This window comes from Citrobacter sp. RHBSTW-00986, assembly GCF_013783065.1.
Lineage (GTDB): Bacteria > Pseudomonadota > Gammaproteobacteria > Enterobacterales > Enterobacteriaceae > Citrobacter > Citrobacter braakii.
Window position 1 is genome coordinate 273,246 of record NZ_CP056200.1, and the last position, 22,426, is coordinate 295,671.

At 54.0% G+C, this 22,426-nt stretch carries 21 protein-coding genes and 2 pseudogenes; 18 read left to right on the forward strand and 5 right to left on the reverse strand.

Annotated elements, in window-relative coordinates; all coding sequences use genetic code 11:
* The first annotated feature begins 143 nt into the window (after positions 1 to 143).
* The 11 genes from livK (at position 144) to ugpQ (ending at position 10,612) form a co-directional block, all read left to right on the forward strand.
* Positions 144 to 1,253, forward strand: coding sequence for a high-affinity branched-chain amino acid ABC transporter substrate-binding protein LivK (gene livK, locus HV345_RS01295; protein ID WP_016154836.1), 1,110 nt, complete (start codon positions 144 to 146; stop codon positions 1,251 to 1,253).
* Between the two features lie 60 nt (positions 1,254 to 1,313).
* Positions 1,314 to 2,240 carry a high-affinity branched-chain amino acid ABC transporter permease LivH gene (livH, locus tag HV345_RS01300; RefSeq protein ID WP_003023435.1) on the forward strand — a complete coding sequence of 309 codons (927 nt, stop codon included), beginning with the start codon at positions 1,314 to 1,316 and terminating at the stop codon, positions 2,238 to 2,240.
* Positions 2,237 to 3,514 (forward strand): branched chain amino acid ABC transporter permease LivM, encoded by a 1,278-nt coding sequence (gene livM / locus HV345_RS01305; RefSeq protein WP_016154835.1) that lies wholly within the window; start codon positions 2,237 to 2,239, stop codon positions 3,512 to 3,514. Before livH ends, livM begins: the two co-directional genes overlap by 4 nt.
* A complete protein-coding gene (gene livG / locus HV345_RS01310) occupies positions 3,511 to 4,278 on the forward strand; it encodes a high-affinity branched-chain amino acid ABC transporter ATP-binding protein LivG (protein ID WP_003023438.1) in 768 nt (255 codons plus the stop codon). The genes livM and livG overlap by 4 nt, the downstream gene beginning before the upstream one ends.
* 17 nt (positions 4,279 to 4,295) lie before the next feature.
* On the forward strand, positions 4,296 to 5,009 hold the full coding sequence (gene livF, locus HV345_RS01315; RefSeq protein ID WP_085951092.1) for a high-affinity branched-chain amino acid ABC transporter ATP-binding protein LivF: 714 nt from the start codon (positions 4,296 to 4,298) through the stop codon (positions 5,007 to 5,009).
* A 101-nt stretch (positions 5,010 to 5,110) separates the two neighbouring features.
* Positions 5,111 to 5,392 (forward strand): hypothetical protein, encoded by a 282-nt coding sequence (locus HV345_RS01320; protein ID WP_019078125.1) that lies wholly within the window; start codon positions 5,111 to 5,113, stop codon positions 5,390 to 5,392.
* A 248-nt stretch (positions 5,393 to 5,640) separates the two neighbouring features.
* A complete protein-coding gene (gene ugpB / locus HV345_RS01325) occupies positions 5,641 to 6,957 on the forward strand; it encodes a sn-glycerol-3-phosphate ABC transporter substrate-binding protein UgpB (RefSeq protein ID WP_181636175.1) in 1,317 nt (438 codons plus the stop codon).
* A gap of 112 nt (positions 6,958 to 7,069) precedes the next feature.
* A complete protein-coding gene (gene ugpA, locus HV345_RS01330; protein ID WP_137352421.1) occupies positions 7,070 to 7,957 on the forward strand; it encodes a sn-glycerol-3-phosphate ABC transporter permease UgpA in 888 nt (295 codons plus the stop codon).
* Positions 7,954 to 8,799 carry a sn-glycerol-3-phosphate ABC transporter permease UgpE gene (gene ugpE / locus HV345_RS01335; protein ID WP_003023450.1) on the forward strand — a complete coding sequence of 282 codons (846 nt, stop codon included), beginning with the start codon at positions 7,954 to 7,956 and terminating at the stop codon, positions 8,797 to 8,799. Before ugpA ends, ugpE begins: the two co-directional genes overlap by 4 nt.
* 2 nt (positions 8,800 to 8,801) lie before the next feature.
* Positions 8,802 to 9,872 (forward strand): sn-glycerol-3-phosphate import ATP-binding protein UgpC, encoded by a 1,071-nt coding sequence (locus HV345_RS01340; RefSeq protein WP_016154829.1) that lies wholly within the window; start codon positions 8,802 to 8,804, stop codon positions 9,870 to 9,872.
* On the forward strand, positions 9,869 to 10,612 hold the full coding sequence (gene ugpQ, locus HV345_RS01345; protein ID WP_181636176.1) for a glycerophosphodiester phosphodiesterase: 744 nt from the start codon (positions 9,869 to 9,871) through the stop codon (positions 10,610 to 10,612). Before HV345_RS01340 ends, ugpQ begins: the two co-directional genes overlap by 4 nt.
* Here the strand turns inward: ugpQ and HV345_RS01350 are convergent.
* Positions 10,609 to 11,049 (reverse strand): DUF2756 family protein, encoded by a 441-nt coding sequence (locus HV345_RS01350; RefSeq protein ID WP_016157658.1) that lies wholly within the window; start codon positions 11,047 to 11,049, stop codon positions 10,609 to 10,611. The two genes, ugpQ and HV345_RS01350, sit on opposite strands and share 4 nt — an antisense overlap.
* A gap of 118 nt (positions 11,050 to 11,167) precedes the next feature.
* On the opposite strand from HV345_RS01350, the gene ggt reads away from it, so the two are divergent.
* Positions 11,168 to 12,913, forward strand: a complete 1,746-nt coding sequence (ggt, locus tag HV345_RS01355; protein ID WP_019078128.1) for a gamma-glutamyltransferase — start codon at positions 11,168 to 11,170, stop codon at positions 12,911 to 12,913.
* 82 nt (positions 12,914 to 12,995) lie between these two features.
* Here ggt and HV345_RS26290 read toward each other — a convergent pair.
* The 3 genes and pseudogenes from HV345_RS26290 to yhhY form a co-directional block, all read right to left on the reverse strand.
* A pseudogene (locus tag HV345_RS26290) lies at positions 12,996 to 13,107 on the reverse strand (hypothetical protein); the annotation flags it as partial.
* Positions 13,102 to 13,983 (reverse strand): annotated as a pseudogene (locus tag HV345_RS26640) (hypothetical protein); the annotation flags it as partial. The pseudogenes HV345_RS26640 and HV345_RS26290, both read right to left, overlap by 6 nt.
* A 46-nt stretch (positions 13,984 to 14,029) precedes the next feature.
* Positions 14,030 to 14,518 carry an N-acetyltransferase gene (gene yhhY, locus HV345_RS01365; protein ID WP_101700390.1) on the reverse strand — a complete coding sequence of 163 codons (489 nt, stop codon included), beginning with the start codon at positions 14,516 to 14,518 and terminating at the stop codon, positions 14,030 to 14,032.
* Positions 14,519 to 14,974: 456 nt separating this feature from the next.
* On the opposite strand from yhhY, the gene HV345_RS01370 reads away from it, so the two are divergent.
* The 5 genes from HV345_RS01370 (at position 14,975) to gntU (ending at position 20,062) form a co-directional block, all read left to right on the forward strand.
* Positions 14,975 to 16,012: an oxidoreductase gene (locus HV345_RS01370; RefSeq protein WP_046274517.1), complete on the forward strand. Its 1,038-nt coding sequence runs from the start codon at positions 14,975 to 14,977 to the stop codon at positions 16,010 to 16,012.
* Between the two features lie 123 nt (positions 16,013 to 16,135).
* The gene (yhhW, locus tag HV345_RS01375; protein ID WP_003023472.1) at positions 16,136 to 16,831 is read left to right on the forward strand and encodes a quercetin 2,3-dioxygenase; all 696 of its coding nucleotides are present in this window, start codon (positions 16,136 to 16,138) and stop codon (positions 16,829 to 16,831) included.
* Positions 16,832 to 17,054: 223 nt separating this feature from the next.
* A complete protein-coding gene (gene gntR / locus HV345_RS01380) occupies positions 17,055 to 18,050 on the forward strand; it encodes a gluconate operon transcriptional repressor GntR (RefSeq protein WP_016157654.1) in 996 nt (331 codons plus the stop codon).
* A gap of 141 nt (positions 18,051 to 18,191) precedes the next feature.
* The gene (gene gntK, locus HV345_RS01385) at positions 18,192 to 18,722 is read left to right on the forward strand and encodes a gluconokinase (RefSeq protein ID WP_003023475.1); all 531 of its coding nucleotides are present in this window, start codon (positions 18,192 to 18,194) and stop codon (positions 18,720 to 18,722) included.
* Positions 18,722 to 20,062, forward strand: a complete 1,341-nt coding sequence (gene gntU, locus HV345_RS01390) for a gluconate transporter (protein ID WP_016154820.1) — start codon at positions 18,722 to 18,724, stop codon at positions 20,060 to 20,062. Before gntK ends, gntU begins: the two co-directional genes overlap by 1 nt.
* Before the next feature lie 313 nt (positions 20,063 to 20,375).
* Here the strand turns inward: gntU and yhgN are convergent, their stop codons facing one another.
* Positions 20,376 to 20,969 carry an NAAT family transporter YhgN gene (gene yhgN / locus HV345_RS01395; protein ID WP_003023480.1) on the reverse strand — a complete coding sequence of 198 codons (594 nt, stop codon included), beginning with the start codon at positions 20,967 to 20,969 and terminating at the stop codon, positions 20,376 to 20,378.
* Between the two features lie 191 nt (positions 20,970 to 21,160).
* On the opposite strand from yhgN, the gene asd reads away from it, so the two are divergent.
* Positions 21,161 to 22,267, forward strand: coding sequence for an aspartate-semialdehyde dehydrogenase (asd, locus tag HV345_RS01400; RefSeq protein ID WP_016154818.1), 1,107 nt, complete (start codon positions 21,161 to 21,163; stop codon positions 22,265 to 22,267).
* Positions 22,268 to 22,426 lie beyond the last annotated feature (159 nt).

Here is a 22,426-nt window from a genome sequence, read left to right on the forward strand (position 1 = left end):
ATTTTAGCCGTAATTTGCTTAAAAAACTGCGCTAAACCATTAACGAGACTGGTAAAAATAGTACAGTTCAAAAAAAGCACAGTCTGCTTTTTAACCACATAAATACAAAATATATACATCATCACGAATGGGGATTCAGGAAAATGAAACGGAATGCGAAAACAATCATCGCAGGGGTGATAGCACTGGCAATGTCACACGCGGTCATGGCGGAGGATATCAAGGTCGCTGTTGTCGGGGCGATGTCAGGTCCGGTCGCGCAGTGGGGTGATATGGAATTTAATGGCGCACGTCAGGCCATTAAAGATATCAATGCCAAAGGCGGGGTCAAAGGCGACAAACTCGTTGCCGTCGAATATGACGACGCCTGCGATCCGAAACAGGCCGTTGCGGTAGCGAACAAAATCGTCAATGACGGCATTCAGTACGTTATTGGTCATCTGTGCTCATCTTCCACGCAGCCCGCATCAGATATCTATGAAGACGAAGGCATTCTGATGATTTCCCCGGGCGCGACCAACCCGGAACTGACCCAGCGCGGTTACGCACACATTATGCGTACAGCGGGCCTGGACTCCTCTCAGGGGCCGACCGCCGCGAAATACATTCTGGAGAAGGTGAAGCCGCAACGCATCGCCATCATTCACGATAAACAGCAATACGGTGAAGGCCTGGCGCGTTCAGTGCAGGAGAGCCTGAAAGCGGGCAAAGCCAATATCGTCTTCTTTGACGGGATCACTGCCGGGGAAAAAGATTTTTCTGCGCTGATCGCCCGCCTGAAAAAAGAAAATATCGATTTTGTTTATTACGGCGGCTACTACCCGGAAATGGGACAAATGCTGCGCCAGGCTCGCTCCGTCGGGCTGAATACCCAGTTTATGGGACCTGAGGGCGTGGGCAATGCGTCGCTGTCTAATATTGCCGGTGATGCCGCTGAAGGCATGCTGGTGACCATGCCAAAACGCTATGACCAGGATCCGGCGAATAAAGCTATCGTCGATGCGCTCAAAGCTGACAAGAAAGATCCAACCGGGCCGTACGTGTGGATCACTTATGCAGCCGTCCAGTCACTGGCGACAGCAATGGATCGCAGCGGTAGCAAAGAGCCGTTGGAGCTGGTGAAAGATCTGAAAGCACACGGGGCTGACACCGTGATTGGGCCGCTGAAATGGGACGAAAAAGGCGATTTGAAGGGATTTGAGTTTGGTGTCTTCCAGTGGCACGCGGACGGATCATCGACCGTCGCGAAGTAATAGCTGAAGACGAGTTATCCCACCGCCCGTGCAAACGGGCGGGTTAAGAAAGGTTACCTTATGTCCGAGCAGTTCCTCTATTTCTTGCAGCAGATGTTTAACGGCGTCACGCTGGGAAGCACCTACGCGCTGATCGCTATCGGTTACACGATGGTGTACGGCATTATCGGCATGATCAACTTCGCCCACGGCGAGGTGTATATGATCGGCAGCTATGTCTCCTTTATGATCATCGCTGCGCTAATGATGATGGGTATTGATTCCAGCTGGCTACTGGTCGCGGCGGGCTTTGTCGGCGCGATTGTGATTGCCAGCGCCTACGGCTGGAGCATTGAACGCGTAGCGTATCGGCCCGTACGCAGCTCTAAGCGCCTGATCGCGCTGATTTCCGCTATCGGGATGTCCATCTTCCTGCAAAACTACGTCAGCCTGACGGAAGGTTCGCGCGATGTGGCGCTGCCCAGCCTGTTTAACGGCCAGTGGACTGTCGGCAGTAGCGAAAACTTCTCTGCTTCCATCACCACCATGCAGTTGGTTATCTGGATTGTAACCTTCCTGGCGATGCTGGCGCTGACGCTGTTTATCCGTTACTCCCGTATGGGCCGTGCCTGCCGTGCCTGCGCGGAAGACCTGAAAATGGCCAGCTTGCTCGGCATAAATACCGATCGTGTGATTGCGCTGACCTTTGTGATTGGCGCGGCAATGGCGGCGGTAGCGGGCGTACTGCTCGGCCAGTTCTACGGCGTAATTAACCCCTATATCGGCTTTATGGCCGGAATGAAAGCCTTTACCGCGGCGGTACTGGGCGGCATCGGCAGCATTCCTGGGGCGATGATCGGCGGCCTGATTCTGGGTGTCGCGGAAGCGCTCTCCTCTGCTTATCTGAGTACCGAATACAAAGACGTGGTTTCATTCGCGCTGCTGATTCTGGTGCTGCTGGTGATGCCGACCGGTATTCTGGGTCGCCCGGAGGTAGAGAAAGTATGAAACCGATGCATTTTGCAATGGCGCTGCTCTCTGCCGCTATGTTCTTCATCCTGGCGGGCGTCTTTATGGGCGTCCAGTTGGAGCTTGACGGTACCAAACTGGTGGTGGATACCGCCGCGGATATCCGCTGGCAGTGGGTGTTTATCGGCACTGGCGTGGTCTTTCTCTTCCAACTGTTGCGTCCAGCTTTCCAGAAGGGCCTGAAGAGCGTCTCTGGACCGAAGTTTATTCTGCCGGCGATTGATGGCTCCACCGTTAAACAGAAGCTGTTCCTGGTGGCGCTGCTGGTGATTGCCGTGGCGTGGCCGTTTATGGTGTCGCGCGGTACGGTTGATATTGCCACGCTGACGATGATTTATATCATCCTCGGCCTCGGCTTAAACGTGGTGGTGGGGCTTTCCGGTCTGCTGGTGCTGGGTTACGGCGGCTTCTATGCCATCGGTGCTTACACCTTCGCGCTGCTGAACCACTATTACGGACTCGGCTTCTGGACCTGTCTGCCGCTGGCGGGGCTGGTTTCCGCTGCTGCGGGCTTTATGCTCGGCTTCCCGGTACTGCGCCTGCGCGGTGACTATCTGGCGATTGTGACTTTAGGCTTCGGCGAAATCGTCCGTATCCTGCTGCTCAACAACACCGAAGTGACCGGTGGCCCGAACGGTATCAGCCAGATCCCGAAACCGACCTTTTTCGGTCTGGAGTTCAGCCGTACTGCCCGTGAAGGTGGCTGGGATACCTTCAGCAACTTCTTTAACGTGAAGTACGATCCCTCTGACCGCGTTATTTTCCTCTATCTGGTGGCGCTGCTGCTGGTGGTCTTCTCGCTGTTTGTCATCAACCGTCTGCTGCGTATGCCGTTGGGTCGTGCGTGGGAAGCACTGCGCGAAGATGAAATAGCCTGTCGCTCGTTGGGCTTAAACCCTACGCGCATCAAGCTGACCGCTTTTACCATCAGCGCCGCGTTTGCCGGTTTTGCCGGTACGTTGTTTGCCGCGCGTCAGGGTTTTGTCAGCCCGGAATCCTTCACCTTTGCCGAGTCGGCCTTTGTGCTGGCGATTGTGGTACTGGGCGGAATGGGCTCACAGTTTGCAGTGATCCTCGCGGCCATCCTGCTGGTGGTGTCACGCGAGCTGATGCGTGATTTCAATGAATACAGCATGTTAATGCTGGGTGGTTTAATGGTACTGATGATGATCTGGCGTCCGCAGGGCTTGTTGCCGATGACCCGTCCGCAGTTGAAGCTGAAAAACGGGGAAGCAAAAGGAGAGCAGGCATGAGTCAGCCATTATTATCCGTCAACGGCCTGATGATGCGCTTCGGCGGTCTGCTGGCGGTAAACAACGTTGAACTGGAGCTGAGACCACAGGAGATCGTCTCGTTAATCGGGCCAAACGGTGCGGGAAAAACCACGGTCTTTAACTGTCTGACCGGTTTTTATAAGCCGACGGGTGGGACGATTAAACTGCGCGACCAGCATCTGGAAGGGCTGCCGGGTCAGCAAATTGCGCGGATGGGTGTGGTGCGTACTTTCCAGCACGTGCGTCTGTTTCGCGAGATGACGGTGATTGAAAACCTGCTGGTGGCGCAACATCAGCAGCTGAAAACCGGCGTCTTCTCCGGCCTGTTGAAAACCCCGTCGTTCCGTCGCGCGCAGAGTGAAGCGTTGGATCGCGCTGCCACCTGGCTGGAGCGTATTGGTTTGCTGGAGCACGCCAACCGTCAGGCCAGTAACCTGGCCTACGGCGACCAGCGCCGTCTGGAGATTGCACGTTGCATGGTGACCCAGCCGGAAATCCTGATGCTCGACGAACCCGCCGCAGGCCTCAACCCGAAAGAGACCAAAGAGCTGGACGAGCTGATTGCTGAACTGCGTAACCATCACAACACCACCATTTTGTTGATTGAGCACGACATGAAGCTGGTGATGGGTATTTCCGACCGTATTTACGTGGTGAATCAGGGCACGCCGCTGGCGAACGGGACGCCGGAACAGATTCGTAACAACCCGGACGTGATCCGCGCCTATTTAGGTGAAGCATAATGGTGGTGACGCATAATATGGAAAAAGTCATGTTGTCCTTTGACAAAGTCAGCGCCCACTACGGCAAGATACAGGCGCTGCACGACGTCAGCTTGTATATCAATCAGGGTGAAATCGTGACGCTTATCGGCGCCAACGGCGCGGGAAAAACCACGCTGCTTGGTACGCTGTGCGGCGATCCGCGTGCGACAAGTGGGCGAATTGTCTTTGATGGGAAAGACATTACCGACTGGCAGACGGCGAAAATCATGCGCGAAGCGGTAGCGATTGTTCCGGAAGGGCGTCGCGTGTTTTCCCGCATGACGGTGGAAGAGAACCTGGCGATGGGCGGCTTCTTTGCCGAAAAGGACCAGTTTCAGGAACGCATCAAGTGGGTGTATGACCTGTTTCCCCGCCTGCATGAACGTCGAATTCAGCGTGCGGGCACGATGTCCGGCGGTGAACAGCAGATGCTGGCGATAGGCCGTGCGCTGATGAGTCAGCCGCGGCTGCTGCTGCTTGATGAGCCGTCGCTGGGTCTGGCGCCGATTATCATCCAGCAGATCTTCAACACCATCGAACAACTGCGCGAGCAGGGGATGACAATCTTCCTCGTCGAACAGAACGCTAACCAGGCGCTGAAGCTCGCCGATCGCGGCTACGTGCTGGAAAATGGTCATGTGGTGCTGGAAGACACCGGTGATGCGTTACTGGCTAACGAAGCAGTGCGCAGCGCGTATCTGGGCGGTTAACATTCTCTGAATGGACAAGGGGGCCTGATATGGCCCCTTTTTATTGCTCTATGTTATTATTGAGAATAGTTATCAATAATAAAAGTGAACATGGAGAAAGGATGATACGTTCCGGTATCTGCATGATGATTGGCGGTTTGTTTTTGACGCTTTCATCAAATACCCTGGCCTTAACACCGCCAGCGTTCGACCCGCGCGACCCTTCAATCTGGGAAGAGAAACCGGACAACTCGTTAGCCCAGTCCAGCTCGCCCTGTGAAGTGTTCACCACCTCTGTCTGCCCGGGCTGGGAAGATGAGAAATCGGATATTCAGCGCGAACGTGAGCGGCGGGAACAGCAGCGTTTACAGAATGAATATGAACGACGCTGGCGTAAAGATTAATGTTCCTTGCTGGCTGCAACAGATAACGTCATCCTGGCCGGGTAAGACATAGAGTTACCCGGCTTTGTTGTGCACCACCCCGCATTTTCCTGTCACTACGCTTTCACCGCCTTGCCATCTGTTTGTCGCCTTACTATCTTTTTTTTGTAATAAAAAAGTTATTTTTCTGTCATTCGAGCATGTCATGTTACCCCCGCGAGCATAAAACGCGTGATATCGCGCATCCGGCACAACAAGAGAGATAACCGATGATATCGTTACGACATACAGCTTTAGGACTGGCACTTAGCCTGGCGTTTGCAGGTCAGGCTCTGGCCGTCACCACTATCCCGTTCTGGCACTCAATGGAAGGTGAACTGGGTAAAGAAGTTGATTCACTGGCGCAACGTTTTAATGCCGCCAATCCCGACTACAAAATTGTTCCGCAGTACAAAGGCAACTACGAGCAGAGCCTGAGCGCAGGTATTGCGGCTTTCCGTACCGGAAACGCACCTGCGCTACTGCAGGTTTATGAAGTGGGCACGGCAACGATGATGGCCTCGAAAGCCATTAAACCGGTCTATGAAGTATTCAAAGAGGCTGGTATTAACTTCGATGAGTCTCAGTTCGTGCCGACGGTTTCCGGTTATTACACCGACTCTAAAAGCGGACACTTACTCTCCCAGCCGTTTAACAGCTCCACGCCGGTGCTGTACTACAACAAAGATGCCTTCAAAAAAGCCGGTTTAGACCCTGAGCAGCCGCCAAAAACCTGGCAGGATCTGGCGGAATACACCGCGAAGCTGAAAGCAGCAGGCATGAAGTGCGGCTACGCCAGCGGCTGGCAGGGATGGATTCAGATTGAAAACTTCAGCGCCTGGAATGGTCTGCCGGTGGCTACCAAAAACAACGGTTTTGACAGTACTGACGCGGTGCTGGAATTCAATAAACCGGAACAGGTGAAACATATCGCCCTGCTGGAAGAGTTGAACAAAAAAGGGGATTTCAGCTACTTCGGGCGTAAAGACGAGTCTACCGAGAAGTTCTATAACGGGGATTGTGCCATTACCACCGCCTCTTCCGGTTCTCTGGCTGACATCCGCCACTACGCCAAATTCAACTATGGCGTCGGCATGATGCCGTACGATGCCGATGTGAAGGGCGCGCCGCAGAACGCGATTATCGGGGGAGCCAGCCTGTGGGTGATGCAGGGTAAAGACAAAGCAACCTACGAAGGCGTGGCGCAGTTCCTCAACTTCCTGGCGAAGCCTGAAATTGCTGCCGAATGGCACCAGAAGACCGGCTACCTGCCTATTACCACCGCCGCGTACGACTTGACCCGCGAGCAGGGCTTCTATGATAAGAACCCTGGGGCTGATATCGCCACCCGCCAGATGCTGAACAAGCCACCGTTGCCGTTCACCAAAGGGTTGCGTCTGGGCAACATGCCGCAGATCCGCACCATCGTAGATGAAGAACTGGAAAGCGTCTGGACCGGGAAGAAAACCCCGCAGCAGGCGCTGGATGCTGCCGTTGATCGTGGCAATCAGTTACTGCGCCGCTTTGAGCAATCGACTAAATCGTAATGTGAAATGCCGGGTGGCGGCTGCGACTTATCCGGCCTACAAATGCGTGTAGTTTGTAGGCCGGATACGGTGTTTGCACCGCAATCTGGCACCTTCCAGGAAAAGAACCTACATGTCTTCATCCCGTCCGGTGTTCCGCTCGCGCTGGCTTCCCTATTTGCTGGTGGCCCCGCAGTTGGTTATCACCGTTATTTTCTTTATCTGGCCCGCCGGTGAAGCGCTGTGGTACTCACTACAATCCGTTGATCCGTTTGGTCTTTCTAGCCAGTTTGTCGGACTGGAAAACTTTATCGCGCTGTTTCATGACCCGTACTACCTTGATTCATTCTGGACCACCATTAAGTTCAGTACGTTAGTCACGGTAAGCGGTTTGCTGGTGTCGTTATTTTTTGCGGCGCTGGTGAATTACGTGGTGCGCGGCAGCCGTTTTTACCAGACGCTGATGCTGTTGCCTTACGCCGTCGCGCCCGCCGTCGCCGCCGTATTGTGGATCTTCCTGTTTAACCCAGGGCGCGGGTTGATTACCCATTTTCTCGGTGAGTTTGGCTATGACTGGAACCATGCGCAAAACAGCGGTCAGGCGATGTTTCTGGTGGTGTTTGCGTCGGTCTGGAAGCAGATTAGTTACAACTTCCTGTTCTTCTTTGCCGCACTACAGTCTATTCCGCGGTCGCTGATTGAAGCCGCCGCGATTGATGGTGCGGGACCGGTTCGCCGCTTCTTTAAGCTGGCGCTGCCGCTGATTGCACCGGTCAGCTTCTTTCTGCTGGTGGTGAATCTGGTTTATGCCTTCTTTGATACCTTCCCGGTGATCGATGCCGCCACGGCGGGTGGGCCGGTACAGGCGACCACTACGTTGATTTATAAGATCTATCGCGAAGGCTTTGTCGGGCTGGATCTCTCCACCTCGGCCGCCCAATCGGTAGTGCTGATGTTCCTGGTCATTATTTTGACGGTGGTGCAGTTCCGCTATGTGGAAAGTAAGGTGCGTTACCAATGATTGAGAATCGTCGTGGGCTGACAATATTCAGCCATGCCATGTTGATTATGGGGATCATGGTGATCCTGTTTCCGCTGTACGTCGCGTTTGTCGCGGCGACGCTGGATAACAAAGCAGTCTTTGAAACGCCAATGACACTGGTTCCCGGCACACAGCTGCTGGAAAACATGAAATACATCTGGGTCAACGGCGTGGGCGTTAACAGCGCGCCGTTCTGGCTGATGATGCTCAACAGTTTCATCATGGCGTTCAGTATTACAGTAGGGAAAATCACCGTCTCTATGCTCTCCGCATTCGCCATCGTCTGGTTCCGCTTTCCACTGCGTAACCTGTTCTTCTGGATGATTTTTATCACGCTGATGCTGCCGGTCGAGGTGCGTATTTTCCCGACGGTGGAAGTGATCGCCAACCTGAAAATGCTCGACAGCTATGCGGGTCTGACGCTGCCGTTAATGGCATCGGCGACTGCGACGTTCCTGTTCCGGCAGTTTTTTATGACCCTGCCGGATGAACTGGTTGAGGCGGCGCGTATTGACGGCGCGTCACCGATGCGTTTTTTCCGCGATATTGTACTACCGCTGTCAAAAACCAATCTGGCGGCGCTGTTTGTGATCACCTTTATCTACGGCTGGAACCAGTATTTGTGGCCGTTGTTAATTATTACCGATGTCAATTTGGGCACTGCGGTGGCAGGTATCAAAGGCATGATTGCTACTGGTGAAGGCACCACGCAGTGGAATCAGGTAATGGCAGCCATGCTGCTGACGCTCATCCCTCCGGTAATCATCGTGTTAGCCATGCAGCGTGCCTTCGTACGTGGCCTGGTCGATAGTGAGAAATAAAAATGGCTGGTTTAAAACTACAGGCAGTAACCAAAAGCTGGGACGGCAAAACCCAGGTGATTAAACCGCTGACACTGGATGTCGCGGACGGAGAATTTATCGTGATGGTTGGCCCATCCGGCTGCGGTAAGTCAACGCTGCTACGGATGGTAGCCGGGCTTGAACGGGTGAGCGGCGGCGATATCTGGATTGATAATAAACGCGTCACCGAAATGGAGCCTAAGGATCGCGGCATTGCGATGGTCTTTCAGAACTACGCGCTCTACCCACATATGAGCGTGGAAGAAAATATGGCCTGGGGGCTGAAAATCCGCGGGATGGGCAAGGAGCATATTGCCGAACGGGTGAAAGAGGCGGCGCGTATTCTCGAGCTGGGTGAACTGCTCAAGCGTCGTCCGCGCGAGCTTTCTGGAGGTCAGCGCCAGCGTGTGGCGATGGGGCGGGCGATTGTCCGTGACCCAGCGGTATTCCTGTTTGATGAGCCGCTGTCTAACCTCGATGCCAAGCTGCGCGTACAGATGCGTCTGGAGTTACAACATCTGCATCGCCGACTGAAAACCACCTCACTTTATGTGACGCACGATCAGGTAGAAGCGATGACCCTCGCCCAGCGGGTGATGGTGATGAACAAAGGCATTGCCGAGCAGATCGGCACGCCGGTTGAGGTATATGAAAAGCCTGCCAGCCGCTTTGTGGCGAGTTTTATCGGCAGCCCGGCGATGAATCTGCTGGACGGGCGCATCAGCGCCTCGGGCACCCATTTTGAACTGGATGACGGCATGACGTTGCCCCTCGGCAGAAGCGCGAGGGAGTCTGGTGGGCGTAACATGACGTTGGGTATCCGCCCGGAGCATATTGCGCTAAGCTCGCAGGCCGAAGGCGGCGTGCCGTTGGTCGTCGACACGCTGGAAATGCTGGGAGCGGATAACCTGGCACACGGACGTTGGGGTGAGCAAAAGCTGGTGGTGCGACTGGCGCATCAGCATCGCCCGACGGCAGGCAGCACGCTGTGGCTGCATCTGCCAGAAAATCATCTGCATCTTTTTGATGGCGAAACAGGACAACGCGTATGAGTAACTGGCCTTACCCCCATATCGTCGCCCATCGCGGCGGCGGTAAGCTGGCACCGGAAAACACCCTGGCGGCGATCGACATGGGGGCGCGATACGGGCATACCATGATTGAGTTTGACGCTAAATTGTCGAAAGACGGTGAGATCTTCTTGCTGCATGACGACAACCTGGAACGCACCAGCAATGGTTGGGGTGTGGCAGGCGAGCTGAACTGGCAGGATTTATTGCGCGTGGACGCCGGCGGCTGGTTTAGCGGTGAGTTTAAAGGCGAACCGCTACCGCTGCTCTCGCAAGTGGCCGAGCGCTGCCGTCAGCACGGTATGATGGCGAATATTGAAATTAAACCCACCACCGGCACCGGAACGTTAACCGGCAAAGCCGTAGCGCTGGCCGCTCGGGAACTGTGGGCGGGAATGACACCACCGCTGTTGTCATCCTTTGAAATTGACGCGCTTGCAGCGGCGCAGCAGGCGACGCCTGAACTGCCGAGAGGCTTACTGCTTGATGAGTGGCGCGAGGACTGGCGTGAGCTGACAACGCGGCTTGGCTGCGTCTCTATTCACCTTAATCACAAGCTGCTGGATGAAGCGCGCGTGGATGCGCTGCGCGACGCAGGACTGCGTATTCTGGTGTATACCGTCAACCGACCCCAGCGCGCGGCGGAACTGCTACGCTGGGGAGTGGACTGCATCTGTACCGATGCCATTGATATGATTGGTCCGGATTTCCAGCCCTGTTAAGGCCCAATTGTTTTTAACGGAACGTTAGGCTGCGGCGTGCTGGAGGGCTTCAGCATGTCGCCGTTCTTTTTCTCCGACAGCATATGTTGCTTATTCAGCGAGCTGTCCGGGTTACGGGTTCCACTTAACATCCCACCGTTGCTGTTGGGCAGCATTTGCTGCTGGCTGGAATTAAACTCGCCAGGCTGAGACTGAAGGACGCGCTGGGAGTTGGAATTGATTTGGTTTTCCATATGCTGTTGTTGCATACGCGTCTGTGTTTGCAACTGCTGATTGAGCATCCCTTTCTGCTGAATCTGCTGCGATTGCATTTGGGTTTGCATACGCTGCTGGCTCGGGATCTGATAACCGGGTTGATTCGGGTTATTCATGGTGTTGATGGGCTGTGCAAAGCCTGCAAACGGCAACAGCATGGCTAAAAGTAAGAGTCGTTTCATCGCTTTTCTCCTCTCGGGGATCTCTTAAGTTTACTCCTTTCTCGCCGTTACGATGATTATTTCAGAGTTATGCACCAGGCTTAGTGGGGGCTGACCCCCATACATCTGGAGAATAACGATGATAAAACCGACGTTTTTACGCCGGGTAGCCATTGCTGCTCTGCTCTCAGGAAGTTGTTTTAGCGTTGCCGCCGCTCCGGCTGCACCGCCGCCGGTATCATACGGTGTTGAGGAGGATGTGTTCCATCCCGTGCGTGCGCAGCAGGGGATGGTGGCCTCCGTGGATGCGCTTGCCACTCAGGTGGGGGTGGATATTCTTAAACAGGGTGGGAATGCCGTCGATGCCGCCGTGGCCGTTGGCTACGCGCTGGCGGTGACGCATCCCCAGGCGGGCAATCTGGGCGGTGGCGGTTTTATGCTGCTGCGTACCAAAGACGGTAACACCACAGCGATTGATTTTCGCGAAATGGCCCCTGCTGGCGCGACCCGCGACATGTTCCTTGATGAGCAGGGCAACGCCGATGCGAAAAAGTCGCTGACGTCGCATCTGGCATCCGGTACGCCGGGTACCGTCGCGGGTTTTTCGCTGGCGCTGGAGAAATACGGCACGATGCCGCTGAACAAAGTGGTACGTCCGGCGATGAAGCTGGCAGAAGAGGGCTTTGTGGTTAATGACGCACTGGCCGACGATCTGAAAACCTATGGCAGTGAAGTGCTCCCTAATCACGAGAACAGCAAAGCCATTTTCTGGAAAGACGGCGAGCCACTGAAAAAAGGCGATAAGCTGGTACAAAAGAACCTGGCGAAAAGCCTGGAAATGATTGCCGAAAGCGGCCCGGATGCGTTTTATAAAGGCGCTATTGCCGATCAGATCGCCGGGGAAATGCAGAAGAACGGCGGGCTGATGACCAAAGAGGACTTAGCCAGCTATAAAGCCGTGGAGCGTACGCCGATTAGCGGTGACTATCGCGGGTATCAGGTCTTCTCCATGCCGCCGCCGTCCTCTGGCGGTATTCACATCGTGCAGATCCTCAATATTCTTGAAAACTTTGATATGAAGAAGTACGGGTTTGGCAGCGCCGACGCCATGCAGGTCATGGCTGAAGCGGAGAAATATGCCTACGCTGACCGCTCGGAGTATCTGGGCGATCCCGATTTTGTGAAAGTGCCATGGCAGGCATTGACCAACAAAACCTATGCTAAAACGCTTGCCGATCAGATTGATATCAACAAGGCTAAGCCTTCCAGCCAGATTAAACCTGGCAAGCTCGCCCCGTATGAAAGCAATCAGACCACTCACTTCTCGGTGGTGGATAAAGACGGCAATGCCGTGGCGGTGACCTATACCCTGAATACCACCTTCGGGACCGGTATTGTGGCGGGTAATACTGGCATTCTGCTCAATAATGAAATGGACGACTTCTCTGCCAAGCCGGGCGTACCGAACGTATACGGTCTGGTAGGCGGCGATGCCAACGCGGTCGGACCGAAGAAGCGTCCGCTGTCATCTATGTCGCCGACTATCGTGGTAAAAGATGGGAAAACCTGGCTGGTTACCGGCAGCCCAGGCGGGAGTCGAATTATCACTACTGTGCTGCAAATGGTGGTCAACAGCATTGATTTCGGGATGAATGTCGCCGAAGCGACCAACGCACCACGCTTCCATCATCAGTGGTTGCCGGATGAGCTTCGTATTGAGAAGGGCTTCAGCCCGGATACAATCAAACTGCTGGAGCAAAAAGGACAGAAAGTGGCGCTGAAAGAAGCGATGGGCAGCACGCAGAGCATTATGGTTGGACCGGATGGCGCACTGTATGGCGCGTCCGACCCGCGTTCCGTGGATGATTTAACGGCGGGTTACTGAGGATAACGGCCCTCTTCGCTGGAAGAGGGCCGGTTTGGAAGGCCCAATGGCAGTTATTATAATTCATTGTCTCCAGGTAACCTTAGCTTCGTGTTGTTTTGCTCTCTTCGTAGTCTTGTAAATATTTCTCCAGCGGCCAGGCAGTGCCTAAACCAACGATTTCACCGCTATCTTTTATCGATGATGAATGGCGCATATCGCTGCAGCGATTCAGACCAGCGGAATATTTGGCTGCTTTTATCCTGCAGGTTTACGCGCTCTAAATCATAAAACTCGTGCGTTTTTGCCGAACGCATTTTGAGGATATATTTACTTTCGCTGATGTCGTGCTGTCTTGTACCGTCTTTATTCCACTCTCCGGCGATGTCCGTATATTGATAAACAAGGTCGGAATACACGTTGATTATCCTGTTGTCTTTGATCGCATAGAGCTCCAGCACTTCATAAAATGCGCCGCCGCCGGAATACGCCTCAGAGTATCCACCGCGCACCCCAAACGCCAGCGTATCGGGTGCGATCCGGTACGGTGCCAGATCCAGTTTTGTATAATAGGCCAACGGTCTGACGGACTCATCATCGCTCTCTTTTTCGGCGGTTTTATTCCACTCAGAGAGTTGGTTTAATGGTTTTTCCGAGCGTGCAATCGGCGTTAGCTGTTGGTTCTGCTAGGAAAAAACGCCGAGATATAATTTATTGGCGTGCCCGTTGCTGTAGTTTTCCGGACAGTTGTTATCCGCGTATTTCTTTGCCTGCCCGGCGTCGGCCGGATTGTCGGCGAAACAGGCGACACCGATATATTTGCCGTCTTTGCCCCAGGCTTTGGCACCCGTGAGGATCAGGTTGTCAGGATCTTCATTCGGCGCAACCCAGGCAATCCACGCGTTCTCAGATAATCCCTGTGGAAGCTCGCCAAATCCTTTGGCTGGGGTTGCTCCCGCCATTTGCTCAGCAAAAATCTGTTTACCTTCCGGGTGTTGAATGGCGCTGGGCACGGAATCGAGATTTTGTACGGTAGTGGCGAAAGCAGGGGAGAGTGCTGCCAGCAACACCAGGAGAAGGTACTTTTTCACTCTTGCGTCCTTTCAATAAGAAGGGCGATAAAACTCGCCCTTAATTTTATTTCACGCGCGCCATAAAGTAGGCATCAACGTATTCACCGTTGCGCAGGCCGTATTTCTTACCTGTGCCTTCGATTTCAAAGCCGTATTTCTTATACACCGCCACGGCCGGCTCATTATCAACAAATACCGTTAGCTCAATACGCTCGACGCGCAGCCAGTTGTCGCACATGTCGATCATCGTGCGAATCAACGCGCTGGCAACGCCGCGATTGTGCCACCGTGCATCCACGCAGATACCAAAATCGGCCACGTGGCTGCGCCGCGGACGCTGGGCAACGTCGATGCACAAATGACCAACGACAATTTCATCAATGCAAGCGACCAGCTGTTTTATACCGGGTCGATCGGCTAGCCGCTCCTGCCACATCTCCACGGAAGGATGAGGAACCTGTAGCGTGTTGTGGTACACCTCCGGCTGGGCGTGGATCTGACGAATTGCGTCGTAATCTTTCGGTTCAGCGTGGCGTATCACTATCTCACTCATTCCTTATCTCCAGCAGGGTTAATTGTGTATTTACACTCGCTGAGAAAGAAAATTCCGTCAACTGCATTTTTTTGCAAAAAGAAGTAGACAAGTGCGAATGAGAATGATTATTATTGCTCTGCGTTCAGGGGAACCCCTACGGAGAACCTGAAAGCACGACATTGCTCACATTGCTTCCAGTATTACTTTAGCCAGCTTTTGCTGGCTTTTTTTTTGAGGTTTTGTGTCTGCCTGGCTTACTTGCCATTTCGTCCCCGGGAAGTGCTCGTGCTCCTCACGTACATTTAGTACGCTCCGGGCCCTGCGCGCTTGCCGTGAACAAACTGCCTGCGACGCCGACGGCCGATCCTGTCGCCCTGTGGTGCAGTTCAAGCGCCATCCGGCAAAGAATCCAACATTCAGTCTCCAGCCGCTTTGCGCTATGGTGTAGACAATCACCTTCGAAAGGATCGTCTCATGACCTTACACTGCGCATTTATTGGTTTTGGTAAAAGCACCACTCGCTACCATTTGCCGTACGTCCTCAACCGCAAAAATAGCTGGCATGTCGCGCACATTTTTCGCCGCCACGCCAAGCCAGAAGAGCAGGCGCCACAATATTCACATATTCACTTCACCAGTGACCTTGACGAGATCTTAAACGATCCGCAGGTGAAGCTGGTGATCGTCTGTACCCATGCTGACAGCCATTTTGAATACGCCAAACGCGCGCTGGAAGCGGGTAAAAACGTGCTGGTTGAGAAACCCTTCACGCCGACGCTTGCGCAAGCAAAAGCACTGTTCGAACTGGCGCAAAGCAAAGGGCTGACCGTTACGCCATATCAGAACCGTCGTTTTGATTCCTGCTTCCTCACCGCTAAAAAAGCGATTGAGAGCGGCAAGCTCGGTGAAATTGTTGAGGTTGAAAGCCATTTCGATTACTACCGCCCCGAGGCGGAAACCAAGCCGGGACTGCCGCAGGACGGCGCATTCTATGGTCTGGGCGTACACACCATGGATCAGATTATCTCGCTGTTCGGTCGTCCCGATTGCGTGGCCTATGACATTCGCAGTCTGCGCAACAAAGCGAACCCGGACGATACCTTTGAAGCGCAGCTGTTCTACGGCTCTCTGAAAGCCATTGTTAAAACCAGTCACTTGGTGAAAATTGACTATCCGAAGTTTATCGTTCACGGTACCAAAGGCTCGTTTGTGAAGTACGGCATCGACCAGCAGGAAACCAGCCTGAAGGCCAATATCATGCCTGGTGAGCCAGGTTTCGCTGCTGACGATTCCATTGGGATGCTGGAGTACGTCAATGATGACGGCCTGACGGTAAAAGAAGAGGTGCAGCCGGAAGTGGGGGACTATGGTCGCGTCTATGATGCGCTTTACCAGACGCTGACAGCCGGTACGCCTAATTACGTCAAGGAATCTGAAGTTCTTACCAACCTGGAACTCCTCGAACGCGCCTTTGAACAGGCTTCTCCGGCGACGATAACTCTCGCCAAATAGCCTGCGCAGACTCCTCTGGGCTTGTTCATTTTTTTTGAACAGAGGAGTCAATTTTCACCCTCTATGATCCCCGGCGGATTGAGTCCACACTTACTCCATCGAAAACATCTGGGGGTGAACACAATGATCTACTTACGCAAAGCTAATGACCGTGGCCACGCTAATCATGGCTGGCTCGATTCCTGGCATACCTTCTCTTTTGCCAACTACTATGACCCAAACTTTATGGGGTTCTCGGCACTGCGCGTGATTAACGATGACGTGATCGACGCAGGCCAGGGCTTTGGTACTCATCCCCATAAAGACATGGAAATCCTGACTTACGTGCTGGAAGGCGCGGTGGAACATCAGGACAGCATGGGGAACAAAGAGCAGGTTCCGGCCGGTGAGTTCCAGATAATGAGCGCCGGGACGGGGATCCGTCACTCGGAGTACAACCCGAGCAATACAGAGAAGCTGCATCTGTATCAGATTTGGATCATGCCGCAGGAAAACGGTATTACCCCACGCTATGAGCAGCGCCGTTTTGATGCCGCTCAGGGTAAACAACTGGTGCTGTCGCCAGATGCCCGTGATGGTTCGCTGAAAGTGTACCAGGATATGGAGCTTTACCGTTGGGCACTGGTCAAAGATGAGCAGTCGGTGCATCAGATTGCCGCTGAACGCCGCGTCTGGATCCAGGTAGTAAAAGGTAACGTGACAATTAACGGAACCAAAGCGACCACCAGCGATGGTCTGGCAATCTGGGATGAGCAGGCCATTTCTATTCATGCCGACAGCGACAGCGAAGTGTTGTTGTTTGATCTGCCGCCAGTATAAAAATACACGGCATGCTTAAAGCTGCATCTGTGTTGGCTTTCCTCGCTCACCCCGGTCGCGTACTTAATGTACGCTCCCGGGGATTTACTGCGTCGCCGCCTTGATGCAACTCGAATGATTTTGTGTATTTCTCACAATAAAAAACTCCTTTTTTTCTCTGCGAAGGTTCACGCACGTCCGTGGTAAACTGGGGGAATCTATCCCTTTTTAACGCTTCAGGACGATGAAAAAGAAAAGACCCGTACTTCAGGATGTAGCCGACCGCGTGGGCGTGACCAAAATGACGGTCAGCCGCTTTTTGCGTAACCCGGAGCAGGTCTCCGTGGCGCTGCGGGGCAAAATTGCCGCTGCACTTGATGAGCTGGGTTATATTCCCAATCGCGCTCCTGATATCCTTTCTAACGCCACCAGCCGCGCTATCGGCGTGCTGTTACCGTCTCTTACTAACCAGGTTTTTGCTGAAGTGCTACGCGGCATTGAGGCTGTCACTGACGCTCATGGTTATCAAACCATGCTGGCGCACTACGGCTATAAGCCTGAGATGGAACAAGAGCGTCTGGAATCGATGCTGTCGTGGAATATTGATGGCCTGATCCTCACCGAACGTAGCCATACGCCCCGTACGCTGAAAATGATTGAGGTTGCCGGTATCCCGGTGGTTGAGCTGATGGACAGCCAGTCCCCATGCCTTGATATTGCCGTGGGCTTCGACAACTTCGAAGCCGCGCGTCAGATGACAGCCGCTATCATCGCCCGCGGGCACCGTCATGTTGCCTATCTTGGCGCACGCCTTGATGAACGTACTATCATCAAACAGAGAGGCTACGAGCAGGCAATGCGCGATGCCGACCTGGTGCCGTACAGCGTGATGGTGGAACAGTCCTCTTCCTACTCCTCCGGTATTGAACTTATCCGTCAGGCGCGGCGTGAATACCCGCAGCTTGATGGTGTCTTTTGTACCAACGATGACCTGGCGGTAGGGGCGGCCTTCGAATGCCAGCGTTTAGGGCTGAAAATCCCTGATGACATGGCGATTGCCGGATTCCACGGTCACGACATCGGGCAGGTGATGGAGCCGCGTCTGGCGAGCGTGCTCACGCCGCGTGAACGCATGGGCAGCATTGGCGCAGAACGTCTGCTGGCGCGCATCCGCGGTGAAGCCGTTACACCTAAAATGTTAGATTTAGGTTTCACCTTGTCACCGGGCGGATCTATTTAAGCCAACAAGTTTGAAGTAGCTCACACTTATACACTTCGAGCACGAATGGATATTGCTTCTCTATTTATCCGGCTGGACAATGTTACCGATAACAGTTACCCGTAACAATTTCCTGATTCTTGTACCAGTGGGGGCAACGCTTTGAGCACGACTAATCATGATCACCACGTTTACGTTCTGATGGGCGTATCGGGCAGCGGTAAATCTGCTGTCGCCAGCGAAGTGGCGCATCAACTGCAGGCCGCGTTTCTTGATGGCGATTTTCTCCATCCGCGCAGCAACATCATGAAAATGGCTTCTGGTGAGCCACTCAACGATGACGACCGCAAACCGTGGTTACAGGCGTTGAATGACGCCGCCTTTGCGATGCAGCGTACCAACAAGGTTTCGCTGATCGTCTGTTCCGCCCTGAAAAAAGTCTATCGCGACCAGCTACGCGACGGTAACCCGAACCTCTCTTTCATCTATCTGAAAGGGGATTTTGACGTTATCGAAAGCCGCCTGAAAGCGCGTAAAGGTCACTTCTTCAAAACGCAGATGCTGGTGACCCAGTTTGAAGCGCTGGAAGAACCGGGTGCGAATGAAAACGATGTACTGGTGGTCGATATCGATCAACCACTGGACGGTGTGGTCGCCAGCACCATTGAGGTTATTAACCAGGGCAGTAAGTAGTGAGTACATTAACGCTTGTTTTAACAGCAGTAGGGTCCGTTTTATTACTGCTGTTTTTAGTGATGAAGGCGCGTATGCACGCCTTCGTTGCTTTGATGGTGGTATCCATTGGTGCAGGTCTCTTTTCTGGTATGCCGCTCGATAAAATCGCGGCGACCATGGAAAAAGGGATGGGAGGCACGCTCGGTTTCCTGGCGATTGTTGTGGCGCTGGGGGCGATGTTCGGCAAGATTTTGCATGAGACCGGAGCTGTCGATCAGATTGCCGTCAAAATGCTGAAATCCTTCGGTCACAGCCGCGCACATTATGCGATTGGCCTGGCCGGTCTGATTTGCGCGCTGCCGCTATTCTTTGAGGTGGCGATTGTGCTGCTGATTAGCGTGGCATTCTCAATGGCGCGCCATACGGGGACGAACCTGGTTAAGCTTGTGATCCCGCTGTTTGCGGGCGTAGCGGCTGCTGCGGCATTCCTGCTGCCTGGGCCTGCGCCGATGCTGCTGGCCTCTCAGATGCACGCCGACTTTGGCTGGATGATCCTGATTGGCCTGTGTGCCGCGATTCCGGGCATGATTATCGCCGGGCCGCTGTGGGGGAATTTCATCAGCCGTTACGTCGAGCTGCACGTACCGGAAGATATTTCCGAGCCGCATTTGGGCGAAGGCAAAATGCCATCCTTTGGCTTCAGCTTATCGCTTATCCTGCTGCCGCTGGTGCTGGTGGGGCTGAAAACTATCGCCGCACGCTTTGTTCCGGTCGGTTCTACAACCTATGAATGGTTCGAGTTTATCGGTCACCCGTTTACCGCGATTCTGGTTGCCTGTCTGGTGGCGATTTACGGTCTGGCGGTGCGCCAGGGCATGCCAAAAGACCGCGTGATGGAGATCTGTGGTCATGCGCTGCAGCCGGCGGGGATTATTCTGCTGGTGATTGGTGCGGGCGGTGTATTCAAACAGGTTCTGGTTGATTCTGGCGTCGGTCCGGCGCTGGGCGAAGCGTTAACCGGTATGGGCCTGCCGATTGCCATCACCTGCTTCGTGCTGGCGGCGGCTGTGCGTATCATTCAGGGTTCCGCGACTGTAGCCTGCTTAACGGCGGTCGGTCTGGTGATGCCGGTGATTGAGCAACTGAACTACTCCGGTGCCCAGATGGCGGCACTGTCTATCTGTATCGCGGGCGGCTCTATCGTGGTCAGCCACGTTAACGACGCCGGTTTCTGGTTGTTCGGTAAATTTACCGGTGCGACCGAAGCGCAAACGCTGAAGACCTGGACGATGATGGAAACCATTCTCGGCACGGTCGGTGCGATTGTCGGTATGATTGCCTTTCAGCTGTTGAGCTGATGGCATTGCCCGGTGGCGCTTGCGCTTACCGGGCCTGGAAACGAGCACACATCCACACCGTAGGCCGGGTAAGCGCAAGGATGCGCGGCGAGGGCGCCGTTTGCATGGACGCTACCTGCGCCCGTCCCCGGAAGCGGGAAGGAATAAGGCGAGGGAACCGCGACGCGGCGATTTTCATGCCGGAGAGCCTGGATTGTTAAGGGGGCTGTGTAGCCCCCTTAACACGTTCACTGGTGACGTCAGAGAAGTAATGAGCATAACGTGAACGGAACTGTTCTCCGGGTAACATGCTATCTGAGCCAAAAAGGGGAGATTACCCCTTCATCCACATCCTTACGCCGTCGAGGAACATCTGGGTAGCCATCATCACCAGAATCAGCCCCATCAGGCGCTCCAGTGCGTTAACCCCTTTCTCGCCCAGCAGACGCAAAAACAGCGACGACTGCAGCAAAATCACAAAAGTACCACCCCAGGCGATCAGCAGCGCAATCACCAGATGCCCCATCTGGTTCGGATACTGATGTGATAACAGCATTAATGAAGCCAGGATTGTCGGACCGGCTACCAGCGGAATCGCCAGCGGCACGATAAACGGCTCTTCGCCTGCCGGAAGCCCGGTGCTATTCCCGGTGGCGCTGGGGAAAATCATCTTAATGGCGATCAGGAACAAAATGATGCCCCCGGAGATCGAAACGGTTTCCGCGCGCAGGTTAAGAAATGCCAGTATTTTCTCGCCAGCAAACAGGAATATCAGCATCACCAACAGCGCAATGAACAGCTCGCGAATCATAATCGCGCGGCGGCGTTTTGGTTCGGTATGTTTCAATACGGACATGAAAATGGGCAGATTTCCGAGCGGATCCATAATAAGGATCAATAAAACTGCCGCTGAAATGATTTCATTCATAACTCAAATTCCCTGATAATTACTGCGGACTTTCTGCTTGCTTGCGCAGCGGGATAAGTCGCATTACTGATGGCTTCGCTATCATTGATTAATTTCACTTGCGACTTTGGCTGCTTTTTGTATGGTGAAGGATAGGCCAGTAGGATACTGGTTAGCATACACAGCACACATCTCTGCAGGAAAAAAACGCTATGAAAAATGTTGGTTTTATCGGCTGGCGCGGTATGGTCGGCTCTGTTCTCATGCAACGCATGGTTGAGGAGCGTGACTTCGACGCCATTCGCCCTGTTTTCTTTTCTACTTCCCAGCTCGGGCAGGCGGCACCGACATTCGGTGGAACCACGACCGGCACGCTTCAGGACGCTTTTGATCTGGATGCGCTGAAGGCGCTCGATATCATCGTGACCTGTCAGGGCGGCGATTATACCAACGAAATCTATCCAAAGCTTCGTGAAAGCGGTTGGCAGGGTTACTGGATTGACGCGGCCTCTTCGCTGCGTATGAAAGACGATGCCATCATCATTCTCGATCCGGTTAACCAGGATGTCATCACTGACGGCCTGAACAAAGGTATTAAGACCTTTGTCGGCGGTAACTGTACCGTTAGCCTGATGCTGATGTCCCTCGGTGGCCTGTTTGCCAATGACCTGGTTGACTGGGTTTCTGTGGCGACCTATCAGGCGGCCTCCGGCGGCGGCGCGCGCCATATGCGCGAACTGCTGTCCCAGATGGGTCATCTGTATGGCCATGTGGCCGATGAACTGGCAACCCCTTCCTCTGCTATTCTCGATATCGAACGTAAAGTGACGACCCTGTCCCGCAGCGGTGAACTGCCGGTTGATAACTTTGGCGTACCGTTGGCCGGTAGCCTGATTCCGTGGATCGACAAACAACTTGATAACGGTCAGAGCCGCGAAGAGTGGAAGGGACAGGCTGAAACCAACAAAATTCTTAACACCTCTTCCGTGATCCCGGTTGATGGTCTGTGCGTGCGCGTCGGTGCGCTGCGCTGCCATAGCCAGGCGTTCACCATTAAACTGAAAAAAGATGTGTCTATTCCGACCGTGGAAGAACTGCTGGCAGCGCACAATCCGTGGGCCAAAGTCGTGCCAAACGATCGGGATATCACCATGCGTGAGTTAACCCCGGCGGCCGTTACCGGCACGCTGACCACGCCAGTAGGCCGTCTGCGTAAGCTGAATATGGGACCGGAGTTCCTGTCAGCCTTTACCGTGGGCGACCAGTTGCTGTGGGGTGCTGCAGAGCCATTGCGCCGTATGCTGCGTCAGTTGGCGTAATGTGGGACGGCCTGATGACGCCACGTTTATCAGGCCTACAAACGACGCGAACCACCTGGCCGGATCAGTCAATACGGCTTTCCGGCAGAGTGATTGCGTGTTTTAACAATGGGTGCTGAGTCACCCATTTTTTTGCGTAATACAGGAGTAAGCGCAGAT